Origin of the sequence: Bacillus sp. SIMBA_031, from assembly GCF_046535225.1 — a bacterium.
GTDB lineage: Bacteria > Bacillota > Bacilli > Bacillales > Bacillaceae > Bacillus > Bacillus velezensis.
This window is the reverse complement of record NZ_JAWRXC010000007.1, coordinates 134,896-152,964: the sequence shown is the minus strand read 5'-3', so window position 1 is coordinate 152,964 and position 18,069 is coordinate 134,896. Positions and strand designations below refer to the sequence as shown.

At 51.7% G+C, this 18,069-nt stretch carries 11 protein-coding genes; 3 read left to right on the top strand and 8 right to left on the bottom strand.

The window, feature by feature from the left end:
- The 5 genes from SB724_RS16695 to SB724_RS16675 all read right to left on the bottom strand — a co-directional run.
- Positions 1-7,409, bottom strand: a 7,409-nt coding sequence (locus tag SB724_RS16695; protein WP_410572002.1) for an NTTRR-F1 domain, incomplete at its 3' end; no start/stop codon positions are given.
- Positions 7,410-7,523: 114 nt separating this feature from the next.
- The gene (locus tag SB724_RS16690; RefSeq protein WP_410572000.1) at positions 7,524-8,222 is read right to left on the bottom strand and encodes a hypothetical protein; all 699 of its coding nucleotides are present in this window, start codon (positions 8,220-8,222) and stop codon (positions 7,524-7,526) included.
- A gap of 106 nt (positions 8,223-8,328) precedes the next feature.
- A complete protein-coding gene (locus SB724_RS16685) occupies positions 8,329-9,765 on the bottom strand; it encodes an anion permease (protein ID WP_007408966.1) in 1,437 nt (478 codons plus the stop codon).
- A 124-nt stretch (positions 9,766-9,889) separates the two neighbouring features.
- Entirely contained in the window at positions 9,890-11,155 is a 1,266-nt protein-coding gene (locus SB724_RS16680) for a pectate lyase (RefSeq protein WP_410571998.1), read from the bottom strand.
- A gap of 162 nt (positions 11,156-11,317) precedes the next feature.
- On the bottom strand, positions 11,318-11,665 hold the full coding sequence (locus SB724_RS16675; protein WP_003155650.1) for a YflT domain-containing protein: 348 nt from the start codon (positions 11,663-11,665) through the stop codon (positions 11,318-11,320).
- A gap of 191 nt (positions 11,666-11,856) precedes the next feature.
- On the opposite strand from SB724_RS16675, the gene SB724_RS16670 reads away from it, so the two are divergent.
- Both SB724_RS16670 and SB724_RS16665 read left to right on the top strand, forming a co-directional pair.
- On the top strand, positions 11,857-12,207 hold the full coding sequence (locus SB724_RS16670) for a DUF3212 family protein (RefSeq protein WP_410571996.1): 351 nt from the start codon (positions 11,857-11,859) through the stop codon (positions 12,205-12,207).
- A 127-nt stretch (positions 12,208-12,334) separates the two neighbouring features.
- Entirely contained in the window at positions 12,335-13,354 is a 1,020-nt protein-coding gene (locus tag SB724_RS16665) for an NADP-dependent oxidoreductase (protein ID WP_410571994.1), read from the top strand.
- Positions 13,355-13,406: 52 nt separating this feature from the next.
- Here the strand turns inward: SB724_RS16665 and SB724_RS16660 are convergent, their stop codons facing one another.
- Positions 13,407-13,853, bottom strand: coding sequence for a GNAT family N-acetyltransferase (locus SB724_RS16660; RefSeq protein WP_410571992.1), 447 nt, complete (start codon positions 13,851-13,853; stop codon positions 13,407-13,409).
- Between the two features lie 70 nt (positions 13,854-13,923).
- On the bottom strand, positions 13,924-15,054 hold the full coding sequence (locus SB724_RS16655) for a DEAD/DEAH box helicase (protein ID WP_032872449.1): 1,131 nt from the start codon (positions 15,052-15,054) through the stop codon (positions 13,924-13,926).
- A 171-nt stretch (positions 15,055-15,225) separates the two neighbouring features.
- On the opposite strand from SB724_RS16655, the gene SB724_RS16650 reads away from it, so the two are divergent.
- Positions 15,226-16,782 carry an ABC-F family ATP-binding cassette domain-containing protein gene (locus tag SB724_RS16650; protein WP_410571990.1) on the top strand — a complete coding sequence of 519 codons (1,557 nt, stop codon included), beginning with the start codon at positions 15,226-15,228 and terminating at the stop codon, positions 16,780-16,782.
- 43 nt (positions 16,783-16,825) lie between these two features.
- On the opposite strand, the gene SB724_RS16645 is transcribed toward SB724_RS16650, so the two are convergent.
- Positions 16,826-18,010 (bottom strand): MFS transporter, encoded by a 1,185-nt coding sequence (locus SB724_RS16645; protein ID WP_032872451.1) that lies wholly within the window; start codon positions 18,008-18,010, stop codon positions 16,826-16,828.
- Positions 18,011-18,069: the final 59 nt, after the last annotated feature.

The following is an 18,069-nucleotide window of genomic DNA, read 5'->3' as shown; positions in this document are numbered from 1 at the left end:
ACTCCCGTTGCTCCGGTTACTCCCGTTGCTCCGGTTACTCCCGTTACTCCCGTTGCTCCGGTTACTCCCGTTACTCCCGTTACTCCAGTTGCTCCGGTTACTCCCGTTACTCCCGTTGCTCCGGTTACTCCCGTTACTCCCGTTGCTCCGGTTACTCCGGTTACTCCCGTTACTCCCGTTGCTCCGGTTACTCCCGTTGCTCCGGTTACTCCCGTTACTCCCGTTGCTCCGGTTACTCCCGTTACTCCAGTTGCTCCAGTCAAGCCGGTTGGGCCTGTCGATCCGGTTGGGCCCGTTATTCCGGTTACTCCGGTTGCACCCGTTACTCCTGTTACTCCAGTTACTCCCGTTGCTCCAGTTATACCTATTGCACCTGTTTCTCCCGTTGCTCCAGTTATACCTATTGCACCTGTTTCTCCCGTTGCTCCGGTTGAGCCGGTTGGACCGGTTACTCCCGTTGCTCCCGTTGCTCCGATTGAGCCGGTTACTCCCGTTGCTCCGGTTGGACCGGTTGATCCTGTTTCTCCCGTTGCTCCGGTTGGACCGGTTGATCCTGTTTCTCCCGTTACTCCGGTTGGACCGGTTGATCCTGTTTCTCCCGTTGCTCCGGTTGGGCCTGTTACTCCTGTTGCGCCGGTTTCTCCAGTTGCACCTGTTGCTCCGGTTGGGCCGGTTGCTCCGGTTGAACCAGTTACACCAGTTGGGCCTGTTACTCCAGTCGCCCCTGTTGCACCAGTCAAGCCGGTTGTTCCAGTTACGCCGGTTTCTCCAGTTGCACCTGTTGCTCCAGTTGGGCCTGTCGCACCGGTTGAGCCTGTTGCTCCGGTTGGGCCTGTTATGCCGGTTTCTCCGGTTGCCCCCGTTGCTCCTGTTGAACCTATTGGGCCCGTCGCGCCTGTTTCGCCGGTTCCACCTGTTGCTCCGGTTGGGCCTGTCGATCCCTTTGGACCAGTCTCCCCAGTTGACCCGGTTGACCCCGTTGCCCCAGTTACTCCTGTTGCACCGTTTTCTCCTGTTGTGCCAGTTGCTCCAGTTGAGCCTGTGACCCCGGTCGGGCCAGTAACTCCTGTTACTCCGGTGGCTCCCGTTGATCCTGTTGAACCAGTTGGGCCTGTCGATCCCGTTGCACCGGTTTCTCCGGTTGAACCAGTTACACCAGTTGGGCCTGTTACTCCAGTCGCCCCTGTTGCACCGGTTTCTCCCGTTGTTCCTGTTGCCCCAGTTACACCGGTCGCTCCGGTTTCTCCTGTCGCACCGGTTACTCCGGTTGGACCCGTGATTCCAGTTGAGCCTGTTATTCCTGTTGCTCCGGTTATACCAGTTGGACCCGTTACTCCGGTTGGGCCTGTTGAGCCTGTTGATCCTGTTGGACCCGTTACTCCCGTTTCTCCGGTTGATCCTGTTGCCCCAGTTTCTCCTGTCGATCCTGTTGCTCCGGTTGTTCCTGTAATTCCGGTTGGGCCGGTTACACCAGTTGGACCGGTTACTCCGGTTAAACCGATTGTGCCTGTCGATCCCGTTGCACCCGTTGAGCCGGTTTCTCCGGTTGAACCTGTTGCTCCAGTTGAGCCAGTCGAGCCGGTTGCACCCGTTGGACCAGTTGAGCCAGTTATTCCCGTTGCGCCGGTTGAACCAGTTACACCAGTTGAACCCGTGACCCCAGTCGGGCCAGTTACTCCTGTTGCCCCTGTTACTCCGGTTTCTCCGGTTGCTCCTGTTGCACCGGTTGCTCCAGTTATTCCCGTCGTACCAGTTGAGCCGGTTTCTCCAGTTGGACCAGTTACACCAGTTGGACCGGTTACTCCCGTCGCCCCGGTTACACCAGTCGAGCCGGTTGAGCCAGTGGTTCCGGTTTCTCCTGTTGCGCCGGTTGGGCCTGTCGAGCCTGTTGATCCGGTTGGACCGGTCTCTCCCGTTGGGCCGATTTCTCCAGTAGCTCCGGTATCCCCAGTCGAGCCAGTTACTCCCGTTGCGCCAGTAACTCCAGTTGCACCGGTTGCTCCTGTTACTCCGGTTGAGCCCGTTACACCAGTTGGACCAGTTTCTCCAGTTATTCCCGTTGCGCCGGTTGAACCAGTTACACCAGTTGAACCCATGACCCCAGTCGGGCCAGTTACTCCTGTTGCCCCTGTTACTCCGGTTTCTCCTGTTGCTCCTGTTGCTCCAGTTGGGCCGGTTGCTCCAGTTGAGCCCGTTGAGCCAGTCGCTCCAGTTTCTCCTGTCGATCCCGTTGGACCAGTCTCCCCAATTGACCCGGTTATTCCGATCGCACCTGTTACTCCGGTTATACCAGTTGGGCCGGTTACTCCCGTCGCCCCGGTTACTCCAGTTGAACCTGTTTCTCCGGTTGATCCTGTTACACCCGTTACCCCAGTCGCTCCTGTCGATCCCGTTGCACCCGTTGAGCCGGTGGCTCCTGTGGCTCCTGTTGACCCAGTTACACCGGTCGCCCCGGTTTCTCCCGTTGGGCCGATTTCTCCAGTTACCCCCGTTACTCCGGTTAAACCGGTTGTGCCTGTCGATCCCGTTGGACCAGTTACACCAGTCGCTCCTGTATCCCCGATTGGCCCGGTTACTCCGATGGCTCCTGTTACTCCCGTTGCACCGGTTGAACCAGTTACACCAGTTGGGCCGGTTTCTCCAGTCGCCCCTGTTGCACCAGTTGAGCCGGTTTCTCCAGTTATTCCCGTTGCGCCGGTTGAGCCAGTTGCTCCAGTTATTCCCGTTGCGCCGGTTGAGCCAGTTGCTCCTGTCGATCCGGTTACACCCGTTACACCAGTTAGGCCGGTTACTCCAGTTGAGCCTGTTATCCCAGTTGCTCCAGTTATACCCGTTGCTCCAGTCACACCCGTTGGACCGGTTGGGCCTGTTATTCCGGTTGTACCGGTTGCGCCAGTCGCTCCCGTTGCTCCGGTTACACCGGTTTCTCCGGTTGAACCAGTCGCTCCAGTTATCCCCGTTGCTCCAGTCACTCCAGTTGCACCGGTTTCACCTGTTGAGCCAGTAACCCCTGTTGGTCCAGTCACTCCAGTTGCTCCGGTTGCTCCGGTTGCTCCCATGGCTCCTGTTGCCCCTGTTACTCCAGTTGAGCCCGTTGAGCCAGTCGCGCCGGTTTCTCCTGTTTCTCCGGTTGGACCCGTGATTCCGGTTGGGCCTGTTATTCCTGTTGCTCCGGTTGGGCCCGTTTCTCCGGTCGCTCCCGTTGGTCCGATTTCTCCAGTTACACCGGTTGCGCCGGTTTCTCCTGTTTCTCCGGTTGAGCCAGTTGAGCCGGTTGGGCCGGTTTCTCCAGTAGCTCCGGTATCCCCGGTCGAGCCAGTTTCTCCTGTTGCTCCAGTCGGTCCTGTTGCTCCAGTTACTCCGGTTGAGCCAGTCGCGCCAGTTTCTCCAGTTGAACCTGTCACTCCTGTTGATCCAGTTACACCCGTTGCCCCTGTTGGGCCGGTTTCTCCCGTTACCCCAGTTACTCCGGTCGCTCCAGTTACTCCCGTTGCACCGGTTTCTCCTGTTGAGCCCGTGGTTCCGGTTTCTCCGGTTGGGCCTGTCGAGCCTGTTGCCCCAGTCACTCCTGTATCCCCGGTTGAGCCTGTTATTCCGGTCGGCCCCGTTGAGCCTGTTATTCCTGTTGCTCCTGTTATCCCCGTTGCCCCAGTCACTCCAGTCGCTCCGGTTATTCCTGTCGACCCGGTTTCTCCGGTTGAACCAGTTACACCAGTTGGGCCTGTTACTCCAGTCGCTCCGGTTGGACCGGTTGTGCCTGTTGCACCAGTCACTCCGGTCGACCCTGTTGATCCTGTTAAGCCCGTTACTCCGGTTGAGCCAGTTGAACCGGTTTCTCCTGTCGCTCCAGTTATTCCAGTTGGACCGGTTACTCCTATTGGCCCTGTTGATCCTGTTGTTCCTGTTGCTCCGGTTGAGCCGGTTTCTCCCGTTGCACCGGTTACTCCGGTTGGACCGATTTCTCCAGTTACACCTGTTGCCCCGGTTGACCCAGTTCCTCCTGTTGGGCCGATTGCACCTGTTGCTCCGGTTGAGCCGGTTACACCAGTTGGACCAGTCTCCCCAGTTGAACCGGTTGACCCCGTTTCTCCAGTTGTTCCAGTTGCTCCAGTTATTCCAGTGGCGCCCGTTGCGCCGGTTGTTCCTGTTGACCCGGTTGTTCCTATTGACCCAGTTACACCGGTCGCTCCGGTTTCTCCTGTTGCTCCGGTTGCACCGGTTGATCCAGTTACACCTGTTGCTCCTGTTGCTCCTGTTGCTCCAGTCACTCCCGTTGCTCCGGTTATTCCTGTCGACCCGGTTTCTCCGGTTGGACCCGTTACTCCCGTTGCACCAGTTTCTCCTGTTGCTCCGGTTGGGCCAGTTGAGCCGGTTGATCCAGTTTCTCCTGTCGAGCCGGTTTCTCCCGTTGCACCGGTTACTCCGGTTGGACCGATTTCTCCAGTTACACCTGTTGCCCCGGTTGACCCAGTTCCTCCTGTTGGGCCGATTGCACCTGTTGCTCCGGTTGAGCCGGTTACACCAGTTGGACCAGTCTCCCCAGTTGAACCGGTTGACCCCGTTTCTCCAGTTGTTCCAGTTGCTCCAGTTATTCCAGTGGCGCCCGTTGCGCCGGTTGTTCCTGTTGACCCGGTTGTTCCTATTGACCCAGTTACACCAGTCGCTCCGGTTTCTCCTGTTGCTCCGGTTGCACCGGTTGATCCAGTTACACCTGTTGCTCCTGTTGCTCCTGTTGCTCCTGTTGCTCCTGTTGCTCCGGTTGGGCCAGTTGAGCCGGTTGATCCAGTTTCTCCTGTCGAGCCGGTTTCTCCCGTTGCACCGGTTACTCCGGTTGGACCGATTTCTCCAGTTACCCCGGTTGCCCCGGTTGACCCAGTTCCTCCTGTTGGGCCGATTGCACCCGTTTCTCCGGTTGCGCCTGTTGGTCCTGTCAATCCAGTTGGACCAGTCACTCCGGCTGAGCCAGTTGCGCCGGTTGAGCCAGTTGAACCGGTCGCTCCTGTTTCTCCCGTTGGGCCAGTTTCTCCTGTTGCACCGGTTTCTCCGGTTGAACCAGTTACACCAGTTGGGCCTGTTACTCCGGTGGCTCCCGTTGCTCCTGTTGAACCGTTTTCTCCTGTTGTGCCAGTTGCTCCAGTTGAGCCTGTGACCCCGGTCGGGCCAGTAACTCCTGTTGCTCCGGTTATACCAGTTGGACCCGTTTCTCCGGTTGGGCCTGTTGAGCCTGTCGATCCCGTTGCACCGGTTTCTCCAGTCACTCCCGTTGAACCAGTTGAGCCTGTTGCCCCAGTTTCTCCTGTCGATCCTGTTGCTCCGATTGTTCCTGTAATTCCGGTTGGGCCAGTTACACCAGTCGCCCCAATTGGACCAGTCACACCAGTTGGGCCTGTTGCTCCAGTTGAGCCCGTTGGACCAGTCTCCCCAGTTGACCCGGTTTCTCCTGTCGATCCTGTTACTCCCGTTGGGCCAGTTGTGCCTGTTGAGCCGGTCGTTCCCGTTGCTCCTGTCGGCCCGGTTATTCCTGTCGCACCGGTTTCTCCAGTTGAACCCGTTTCTCCGGTTGATCCTGTTACACCCGTTACCCCAGTAGCTCCTGTCGATCCCATTGCACCCGTTGAGCCGGTGGCTCCTGTTGGACCAGTTACACCACTCGCCCCAGTTGGGCCAGTCACACCAGTTATTCCCGTTGCTCCGGATGCACCCGTCGCTCCAGTTTCTCCTGTCGATCCGGTTTCTCCGGTTGGCCCGGTTTCTCCGGTTATACCAGTTGGCCCTGCTGCTCCTGTTGGTCCAGTTACTCCCGTTACACCAGTTGGACCAGTCGCTCCTGTATCCCCGATTTGCCCGGTTTCTCCGGCGGCTCCTGTTACTCCCGTTGCACCGGTTGATCCTGTTACCCCAGTTGGGCCGGTTGAGCCGGTTACACCCGTGACCCCAGTCGATCCTGTCGCTCCTGTTACTCCCGTTGCACCGGTTGGGCCTGTTCTACCAGCTGAGCCTGTTACTCCTGTTGAGCCCGTGACCCCAGTCGTGCCTGTTACTCCAGTCGATCCTGTTACACCAGTTATGCCTGTTACTCCTGTTGCACCCGTTGGGCCTGTCGCTCCAGTTACTCCTGTTACCCCAGTTGTCCCCGTTACACCAGTTGCTCCTGTTATTCCAGTTGAACCAGTCACTCCCGATGAACCGGTTACTCCGGTTGCACCAGTTACCCCAGTCGCTCCTGTTACTCCCGTTGGACCGGTCGAGCCGGTTGGGCCGGTTGCTCCAGTTGAACCGGTCGATCCCGTGACCCCCGTCGGGCCAGTCACACCAGTTGCTCCGGTTAACCCCGTTACTCCGGTTGTACCTGCTACCCCAGTTGCTCCGGTTATGCCCGTGGCGCCCGTTGATCCGGTCGCACCAATTGAGCCTGTCAATCCAGTTGGACCAGTCACTCCGTCTGGGCCAGTAACCCCTGTTGCCCCTGTTACTCCTGTTACTCCGGTTGCCCCTGTTACTCCCGTCGACCCGGTTACTCCAGTTGGACCAGTTACTCCAGTCGGGCCGGATGCACCCGTTGATCCTGTGACTCCTGTCGCTCCTGTTATACCAGTTGAGCCGGTTGTACCTGTGGCTCCGGTTGAACCAGTTCCTCCTGTTGACCCGGTTGCACCCGTTGGACCTGTGGCGCCAGTTGAACCGATTGCTCCTGTCGATCCCGTTACTCCGGTGGCTCCTGTTGCTCCGGTGGCTCCCGTTATTCCGGTTACCCCAGTCGTTCCTGTTGCCCCGGTTGTACCTGTTGCGCCAGTTGGGCCTGTAACCCCGGGTGCACCCGTTGACCCCGTCGCTCCTCTTGCCCCGGTTGAACCAGTTGATCCCGTTACACCAGTTACTCCGGTCACTCCTCTTGGTCCGGTTACTCCTGTGGGGCCCGGCACTCCTGTGGGACCTGTAATTCCTGTTACGCCAGGTTCACCCCCGGTTTGCGCCAATGAAACATCGTCTATTAAAACCGTGCCGGTAGAAACTTTACTTAATACAATGACGGCAGAGGCCGCGCCAGAAGGCACACTGCTTGTTTTATAGATTTCAGACCATGTGTGGAAGAGCACGTTCGGCAAATTTCCGGGTGTAATATTTTCTTGAATGGAACTGATTTGTTCACCTGCTGCGCTGACATAGATGATCTGGAGAGTTACTTGGGGACTTGGCTCATTTCCGAGCGTTGCGAGTGATACGAATAGAGTCACTGACTTGGCTGAAATGGGAACGATTTGACTGAGATAAGCATATGGCTGAGCTCCAATAAATTGCGCAGAATATCTCCCTGAATGTGCAAACAAACTGTTAATCTGGGTATTTGCCGAACTCCACCCCGCTAATGTACCGGTTTCAAAGCTTCCGTTTATAATCGGATTATTCATTCAATCTTTTTCCCTCTCCTTCCCGTTGTTGACCGTCTTACTTATTAAGACAGCATATTAATACGGGCTGTGTTTTGACAACCTAAATAAAAAAGGTGATTTCTTTTCATCACCTTAATCCGATCCTTGAATGGGGAATCCCGTCGCAATGAGGGAGCGGTTTGCCGCTGCGACTTGTGTTACGTAATTCGAAGAAAGGACGGATAAATAGAGCTGGTACGCGGCTGTTTCATCCGCCTTCATTTCGTCGATGTACGTAAAAGGAATTCCTATGATTTGTCCGCCTGAAGAAAAGAGGTTCCGCTCTTGTCTCTGTGTTTGTATAGATACGCCATTTCTTTGCAGATCGACAGCTAAGACCAATGAGAAATGAGACGCGAGCGGATCTAATTCCACGTTTACTTGTATGACGGCATCCGTTTTCACAAATTGATCTGTCGGCGCGGCTATCACTGCGCTTAACACGTTTATCGGTGTTCCTTCTAACGGAATCATCATCTGGTCTGCTGTATTTTGAAAAGCTACCGCAGGAACCGCTCCCGGCGGTCCCTCAGGCCCCGGGGGACCGGGCGGACCCGCCTCCCCTTGCGGACCGCGGGCGCCGGCGGGTCCTCTTTTGCCTTCGGGACCTCGCAGCCCGGGTACGCACAAGGCAGATCGATTTTCATCTGAAGACGAAAACCGTTTTTCCGTCCCTGTTTCCGGTCTTTCAAGTTCACATGGTAATTGTTCATACCGGCGTTTCATATGTCTGCTCATATATTTGTAAGGTTTCTGTTTCAATATCATGTATTGATTACGGCCGCTGCTCATATTATCACCCCGGCCATATTCTATTCGCACTGGAGCCATCATGTGCAGGCCCTTCCCCTTCCTTACAGAAATAAAAAAAAGGCAGACCTGAGTCTGCCTTTTTCTTCTACCATAACCCTAATACTTTCCACCATAATCCGCCGATCACAAGCCATGTCACAATATGGACGATTGACAGGATAAAGCCGATGGACCACCATTTGCTTTGCGATATATAGCCCGCTCCGAAAAAGACCGGAGCCGCTCCTGAGCCGTAATGCGTCGTCGAACCGAAAAGGTTGCTGAAAAACGCCAAGCTGAGCGCCGCCAACAGAGGCGGAGCGCCTGCCGCCACGATGACGGCGAGAAATGCCGCATACATGGCGCTGATATGCGCGGTTGCGCTCGCAAAGAAGTAATGCGTGTAATAATACACGACAATCAGAATCATAAATGCCACAATCCATGAAAAACCGGAAACAGAAGATTTCATCATATTGCTGAACCAAGACACCATACCGAGCTCATTCAGGAAATTCGCCAGCATCACAAGCGCCGCGAACCAAGTCAGCGTATCCCATGCACCTTGTTCCTTTTTGATGTCCTCCCATGTTAATACCTGTGACAAAAGTAAAACGGATAATCCGATCAGGGCCGTCGTCGTTGCGTCAATATTTAAGCTTCCTCCGAAAATCCACAGCGCAAGCACCAATAAAAAGACGATGACCATGGAGAGTTCGGATTTTTTAAACGGACCCATTTCTTTCAATTTTTCCGTTGCGATTTTAGCCGCATCCGGTGTTTCTTTAATTTCCGGCGGATACAGCTTATAAATGACGAGCGGCGTAATGATTAAGCTCGCCAATCCCGGTACAATGGCCGCGATTGCCCAGCTTGTCCATGTGATGTCCACCCCTGCGACATCGTGGGCCAGCTTGGCGATCAGCGGGTTCGCCGCCATTGCCGTCAAAAACATCGCAGACGTAATCAAGTTTCCTTGAAAACCGGTTTTTAATAAGAAAGCGCCGATTTTCCGCTCTGTTCCGTCTGCCGGCGTTGATCCGAAAGTTTCGGATAATGATCTGATAATAGGAAAAATAATGCCGCCCGCCCGTGCCGTGTTGCTCGGAATGGCAGGTGATAAAATTAAATCACTGAAAAGCAGTGAATAAGAAAGGCCGAGTGTTTTCTTCCCGAACCGTTGTACGAATACGTAAGAAATCCTGGCGCCGAGCCCGGTTTTGATAAATCCCCGGGAAATAAAAAAGGCGATGACAATCAGCCAGATTGTCTTGTTTCCAAATCCGCTTAACGTATTTTCAATAGATAGCGTTCCCGTTAACGCGGTGACTGCCAATGCAAAAATTGCAATTGCGCCCATTGGCAAGGGCTTGGAGATAAAGCCGATAATTGTTGCGACAAAAATAGCGAACAAATGCCATGCTTTAGGTTCAAGTCCGGACGGCGCGGGAATAAACCAAATGATTAATCCCACAGCAACAGTAATAAGCAAAGGAATGATTTTTACTGCCTGCTGTTTTTTTGCGTCTTTTTCTGAAGCCATTACAGGTCTCCTCCTATTTTGTTGTCTTCCATCCCCTATCCCATTTTACTACTTAACTAAGTTAATAAACGTTTTTGTTAATTAAAAAACACAAAGGAATATTTTCCTTTGTGCTTCTTGTTTATTATTTTAATATGCCCGACCCGGCTTTAGATATAACATCTGATTTTATATTTGATGATGAGCCGATGGAACCGTGCAATGACGGTGTCCAGCCGACGGACTGACTTAATCCGTTGGCGGCTGACGAGTTAATGGAGGAGCCGTTTAAAAGAGTGCCGTCTTCATGAAGCGCTTTTCCGCCGCTGAAGACGCTGATGACTTTATCAGCAGCCAGTCCTGGCACTTCAAAAACATTATTCTGGGCATATATTTTCGACGCGTGGCCCGCGCCCCACGCATAGCTGAACGGGTATGCGGCGCTTTTAGAGCCTGCGTAAAAATTATTATAAATATGAACCTGTCCGTACCGGACCCGCGGCGCGCGCTGGACGATGTTCTGGTAATAGTTATGGTGAAGGGTCACCTTCAGTTTTCCCTCATCCGACGTCTTACTGTCGCTGTTTCCGATGACGGAGCCTTTGTCATGGTCATGATATTTATTATAGGACAATGTAATATAATTCGCCCCGTTGGCTATATCCGTCTGGCCGTCATGGTGCTGATATTTTCTCCCGTAATAGTAGGGAAAACCGCTGTCGGGATTCGATCCGTCATTAAAGGTGCAATGATCGATCCAGATGTGCGTCGCGCCGTTAATGGTGATATTGTCATATTCCGAGTTCCAGTTGCCGCTGCTGCCGTCCGTCGGGTCCCATTGCGGAAAATAGTCGTAAGCGTCTTGAAATTCAATGTTGCGGATGATGACATTGTCGACGCCGTTCTTTATATTAAAACTTCCGCCTGTCACTTTGGCATTTGAACCCGAGCCGATGATCGTCGTATTTGAAGGAATGTCAATCACGACCCGTGCCTTCTGGTTTTTTTGCGATCGCTGTCTGGCGTCTTCCTGGGTGCCTGACGGCGCTTTTTTCCCCCATTTGTCCGGGTCGTACGCCTTTAGATAAGCGTTGAGATCATATGCCGGATCTTTATAATCATTAAAGCCGAGTGTTTTATTGCGGTCGTCCGTATTCATATTGATTGTGCCTTGTATGTAAATAATCTTCGGCGTGCTGTTGGCGCTTCCCCCTAATGCGGAAACGAGCTGCTGTCTGTTTGATACGGTGTATACATTCGATGAAGAGGCTTTCGCGCCGCCGGTTGTCCCGCCGGAAGCGGCTCCCCAGCCGTCATTTGTTCCTAACGTCTGCCGTCCCAGATCAGCGGCATAGACGTCCGCAGGGATCATACATAAACAAACCGCCAGCATAAATAACATTTTTTTCATGAATTGTGCTCCTCCTGATTTTTTATTCCAATTTATTACAAATGAATTGTATCAAATCAGTTGAGAAACAGCACCGAAAATGTACAGAATGTGCCTTTCGGTTTTATTGCGGAAACCGCAAAAAATCCCAAGGGATCGAAAACCCCTTGGGATCTGTTCAGCTTACGCCCATGACTTTACTTTTTCGTTATCCGTGACAAACAGAAGAACTTTTCCTTCATCTAAGCGCTTTTCAAATTGTGACGCTTCCTCTTCTGAAAAGCCGATTTCGTGAATTTTGTTGCGGAGCTCGTCACCTTTTTTATTAAACATATTGCCGACCGCGTGTTTAATGCCCGTTTCTTTCGCTCCGATGGTGTTGACATCAGTATTATCTGCCAGGCGGTCCGTTCTGTCGTCATCATGTGAAAGCACATATACGTCCTCTTTTGCAACACCCAGCTGCTGAAGCTCTTTTACGTCCTGCATCAGTTTTTGATCATTTGTATATTCTCTTACTACCGGTTTCATTGATAAGTCCTCCCTTTTGTTTTTGTATATTGGATGTTTACCCGCTCAACCAAGGATCAAACAAAAGAAAGAGAGTTCCGTGAAAAAACGGGCAGGTTGTCGGTGGATATTTTCTTGCGGGACATGTTACAGTAGAGGAAGCTACATTTATCAGAAAAATAAAAATCTTCATGAGCCGATTAAGCAGGGAGGTGGTTCCTATTCATTACTTTTCACCGGAACAGCGATTTAACGCTTGGGTTGTCAGTGATTTAGTGAAGCAGGTATTCCGCCGGCATACCCGCTGCCCGGATGGAATAAAAGAGCTTACGGCCTTTGCTGAAGATACTTTTCATATTAATATCGATTTCGTTTTCTCTATCATTATCAATATCGGTGATATCGAATCCGTTCTGCCGAAAGAAATTGAAAATAGGCTGGGTTCTTATCTGACCGCGCTTCAGCCCGTCGTTACCGCTGACATGCTTATTTCTTCAAAAACGAATGCCTATGAATATTTGGAACATGAGAAAAACACCGATGTGTACCGGTTATTCTATTAAATATGCATATAAGGAAAGAAGGGCCCTGGGCCCTTCTTTTTTATGGCCGCTGACGGTTTGATTTTGTAATCGGGAAATGGTTCGTGTTACATTTGGAACAACCACTTATCTTGAAGGAGGATTCAGTATGCCGAATAATCAGCAGCAAATTCAATTGGCAAGACGCCCCAAAGGCGTTCCCGCCCATGACGATTTCCGCTTTGAAACGATTGCCGTTCCCGAACCGAAAGACGGCGAAGTGCTTGTGAAAACGAGTTATGTGTCCGTTGATCCGTACATGCGCGGACGGATGCAGGATACAAAATCATATGTAGAGCCGTTCGCTTTAGATGAAGCCATAACAGGCGGAGTGATTGCCGAGGTTCTGACAGACGGCGATAAGCTGAAAAAAGGAGATGTTGTGATCGGAAATCTCGCGTGGCAGGAATATTCAGCCGTCAATGAGTCCGCCCTCCGCAAGTTGGATACGGATATCGCACCCGCCCAGGCGTATCTCGGCATTTTAGGGATGACCGGACTGACAGCTTACTTCGGGCTGCTCGATATCGGCCGTCCGAAAAAAGGCGAAACCGTCGTCGTTTCAGGCGCGGCGGGCGCCGTCGGCTCAACAGTCGGACAGATTGCCAAAATCAAAGGCGCGCGGGTTGTCGGCATCGCCGGATCTGATGAAAAAATCGCGTATTTGAAAGAGGAGCTTCAATTTGATGAAGCCATTAATTACAAAACGGCGGATGATATTCAAAAAGCGCTGGAACAGGCATGTCCTGACGGCGTCGATGTCTATTTTGACAATGTCGGCGGACCGATTTCAGATGCGGTGATAAACCTGCTGAATGAATTTGCCCGCATTCCGGTATGCGGAGCGATCTCATCGTACAATACCGAAAGTGAAGAACAAGACATGGGCCCCCGCGTCCAGCCGAAGCTGATCAAAACAAAAGCGCTGATGCAGGGATTCATCGTCAGTGATTATGCTGACCGCTTTTCCGAAGGTGCGAAACAATTGGCCGAATGGCTTAAGGACGGAAAGCTTCATTATGAAGAAACGATTACGGAAGGATTCAACAATATTCCTGACGCGTTCCTCGGCCTGTTTAAAGGAGAAAACAAAGGCAAACAGATCATCAAAGTGAGTGATCTAAGTTAACATGATGATGAAAAAAGGAGGGCTTTGTCCCCTCCTTTTCTGCTTTTTCGCATCAGCCGCGAAGAATCAAAGTAAGAAAGCCGTCTTCATCCGGCTCCGTATCTTCCAAAGTGAATCCCGCTGCTTGAAAGCAGGCTAAACTGATTTGATTGTCTTTTTCGATGCTTGCCGCCCATTCCCGCACGCCGGTAAACCCAGGATCAGTCAGCAGTTTTTGCAAGATCTGTTTTCCGTACCCTTGAAGCTGGTACAAAGGATTGACGATCAATCCGATATACGCCCGCTCCTCCACAAACTCTATAGAGACCATGCCTGCCGGAAGCTGCCCGTCATATGCCATAAGGACAGTATCGTCTCCATCTTTACTCAATCGTGCATACCACGCATCTAATGGCAGCATCGCATCCATTCTCCGTCTGATGTTATCGTTCTTAAACCAGTATTCAAGGATTTTCAGCTCACGCACCTTCAATATTTGAAATCTGTCTATTGAAACCATCTTCCCGCCCCCGCCTGAACCTTTTCCGTTATTTTACAATAAAAAAGAAGGGCTTCCCGCCCTCCGTTTCTTATTTCTCAGATAATTTTCCGCCTGAATAAACGGCCTCTTTCAGCTCAATTCCGAGTGATTTGGCCATTTTTTTCAATTTGGATTCTTCCATCGGCGTGACAAGGCTGAGTACGGTTCCTTCTTTACCGGCCCGCCCCGTCCGGCCGGATCTGTGGATATATCCGTCTTCATTCGGTATGTCCGCGTGAATGACGTACGGAAGATCATCGATATCGAGTCCGCGCGCCGCAATGTCAGTCGCCAGAAGAAGCGGAAATTCTCCCCGTTCAAACGCTGATAATATCTTTGCCCGCTCCATTTTTTTCGCTTCTCCGTGCAGGATGCCGAGGTCCACGTGATGATAGGCAAGTTTTTCCGCATAGACGCTTAAATTTCCGATATCTCTGACGAACACGAGCGCCTGCATGCCGTTCAGCCGTGACAGCTTTTGCAATAGCTTTACTTTATCCCGCTGATCGCAGACGAGATATTGATGTGTGACGCGCGCTTTTTCCGCCGTATTCCGCTCCACTTTCAAAACGGCCGGTTCGTGTGCGATGGTATTCAGCACCTGTTCTGTTTCCGGCTGCAGCGTAGCGGAAAAGCTTAAAAGCTGTCGGTCTTTCAGCGTCGTTTTAATGATTTTTTTCATCGTTTCGCGGTGTTCCTTTGTCACGAGCTGATCCGCTTCATCAAGAACGATCGTCTTGACTTCATGCATTTTCAGCTTTTTCGCCTGAATCAATTCGAGCACCCTGCCCGGTGTGCCGGCAATGATATGCGGTTTATTTTTGAGCTTCTCCACCTGCTTTTTCACGTTTGCCCCGCCGATCAAAGACAAAGCGCGAAGATCGGAGCCTTTTTTCCAATCCTGAATCACTTGAAAAATCTGCATCACAAGCTCGCGGGACGGCGCTAAAATGATCACTTGCGGATGTTTCTGTTCCGGGTTGATCCGCTCCAGAACCGGAAGCGTGTACGCCAATGTTTTTCCCGTTCCCGTCGGGGATTCGGCAATGACGTCTTTCCCTTCCATAATCACCTGAGCGGCTTTTTCCTGAATGACGGTCGGCTCCTGAAAGCCTGAAGCCTCCCAGTTTTCGGCGATAAATGGTTGTGTATGCTGTAAAAATGGCCATGTTTGGGTCATGTCGTTCTCCTCAATTCTTAAAATCTACTCCATAGTATCTCAAATGCACGCGCCAAACGCAATTTTCTTTTTCCTTCCAAGCCTTTTAACAAACGGTCTCCTCCTTTATAATCATAAATGAGAAAGACACATGATAAAAAAAGCGTGTCTGATAACGATAGAGGTGTAATGATGAGTATTTTATCCGTAAAAGATTTAAGCCACGGCTTCGGTGATCGTGCGCTTTTTAACAATGTATCGTTCCGTCTTTTAAAAGGGGAACACGTCGGCTTAATCGGAGCAAACGGCGAAGGTAAATCAACGTTTATGAATATTATTACCGGAAAGCTTGAGCCTGATGAAGGTAAGGTTGAATGGGCGAAAAACGTGCGTGTCGGCTACCTCGATCAGCATACCGTACTTGAAAAAGGAAAAACGATCCGCGACGTGCTGAAGGATGCGTTCCATTACTTATTTGCAATGGAAGAGGAAATGAATGAGATTTACAACAAAATGGGCGAAGCAGACCCTGATGAGCTTGAGCAGCTGCTTGAAGATGTCGGTGTCATTCAAGACGCCCTGACAAACAATGATTTCTACGTGATTGACAGCAAAGTTGAAGAAATCGCCCGCGGCCTCGGCCTGCAGGATGTCGGACTTGACCGCGACGTCACAGATTTAAGCGGCGGACAGCGGACGAAAGTGCTGCTCGCCAAACTGCTTTTGGAAAAACCGGAAATCCTTCTGTTGGACGAACCGACCAACTACCTTGATGAACAGCATATTGAATGGCTTCAACGCTATTTACAGGAATATGAAAATGCGTTCATCTTAATTTCTCACGACATTCCGTTTTTAAACAGCGTGATCAATTTGATTTATCATGTGGAAAATCAGGAGCTGACGCGTTATGTCGGCGACTACCATCAGTTTATGGAAGTATACGAAGTGAAAAAACAGCAGCTCGAAGCCGCCTATAAAAAACAGCAGCAGGAAGTGGCTGAGCTGAAAGATTTCGTCGCCCGCAACAAAGCGCGCGTCAGCACGAGAAATATGGCGATGTCCCGCCAGAAAAAGCTTGATAAGATGGATATGATCGAACTGGCGGCCGAAAAACCGAAACCGGAATTCCATTTCAAGCCTGCGAGAACGTCAGGCAAGCTCATTTTTGAAACGAAGGACTTAGTCATCGGCTACGATACTCCGCTGTCACGCCCGCTCAATCTCAGAATGGAGCGCGGACAGAAAGTCGCCCTGTACGGCGCAAACGGCATCGGGAAAACGACGCTGTTAAAAAGCCTGCTCGGTGAAATCCAGCCGCTGGAAGGCACGGTGGAACGGGGCGAGCATCAATACACGGGCTATTTCGAGCAGGAAGTGAAAGAAACCAATAACAATACGTGCATCGAAGAAGTGTGGAGCGAATTTCCTTCCTTTACCCAGTACGAAATCCGCGCCGCCCTCGCCAAATGCGGCCTGACGACCAAACACATTGAAAGCCGCGTCTCCGTTCTCAGCGGAGGAGAAAAAGCGAAGGTCAGATTGTGCAAGCTGATCAATTCAGAAACAAACCTGCTCGTGCTTGACGAACCGACAAACCACCTGGATGTCGATGCGAAAGAAGAGCTGAAACGCGCGCTGAAAGAATACAAAGGCTCCATTCTGCTGATTTCCCACGAACCCGAGTTCTACATGGATATCGCGACGGAAACATGGAATTGTGAATCTTGGACGACGAAAGTGCTGTAAACACAAAAAGGAACTCCCGCCTGTGCGGAAGTTCCTTTTTTTCTTAATGTCCGGCTTTTATTCCGGCGAGATGTTTGCGTCCCATGAGAAGGACAAGCATGCCGACAAAAACGACGATCCCGCCTACTGTATATGGAGTGCTTGCGGTGAAGTGTTCTGACAGCATTCCCGCAATCCACGGAGCGAGCGCACCCCCGATAAAACGGACTGAGCTGTAGGCTGAAGACGCGATTGAACGTTCAACCGGCGCAGAACCCATCACAGCGGTTGTCATGATCGTATTCACCATACCGAGAACAGCACCGGCGACAACGATACACGTAATGATCAACGTCTGATGGTCAGTCCAGATCCCCATGACGATGAGAATGACCGCAAAGGCGATAAAGAGAACGACGAGCGAACGCACTGTTCCCAGCGCTTTGTGCAAGAGCGGCGCCGTAAAGACTGACGTAATTGCCAGCAATAACCCCCAGCCGAAGAAGACGTATCCAAGGCCGTGTTCATCTAAATCCAGCACGAACGGAGAATAAGCAAGCAAAATAAAAAATCCAAAGTTGTATAAGAATGCAGATACTGCCATTGTCAAAAGACCTTTATATTTGAGCGCCTTCATCGCATCAAACACACCGACGCGTTTCGCCGGTTTCGGCAGCTTCGGCAGCATGAGTGAAATCGCGCAAAGCGCTATGAACATGAGGACAGACACACCGAAGAACGGAGCGCGCCATGAAATGCTGCCAAGCTCTCCGCCGGCAAGCGGCCCGACGGAAATCCCCAAGCCGAGCGCGGCCTCATACAGAATAATGGCTTTGGCGCTGCCGCCGACAGATACCCCGACAATGACGGCAAGCGCGGTTGAAATAAAGAGAGCATTCCCAAGCCCCCAGCCGCCGCGATAGCCGACAAGCTGAGCGATTGAACTTGAGCTTCCGCCAAGGGCGGCAAACACGATGATAAAAATAAGTCCGAGAAGCAGCGTCCATTTTGCGCCGATCCGGCTTGAAATCGCGCCGGAGAAAAACATCATAAAACCGGTAACGAGCAAATAACTTGTAAATAACAGAGATACTTCACTAGGTGAAGCATGTAATTGTGCGGCGATCGCCGGAAGAATCGGATCGACAAGACCGATTCCCATAAAGGAAATAACACAGGCAAACGCAACCGCCCAAACGGCTTTCGGCTGGCTGAATAAGCCTGTTTTCTGTTGTGATGATGTATCCATTTGACCAGACCTCCTGTTTCATCCATTAAAAGAAACGCTATCTTCATAGCGTTTACAGC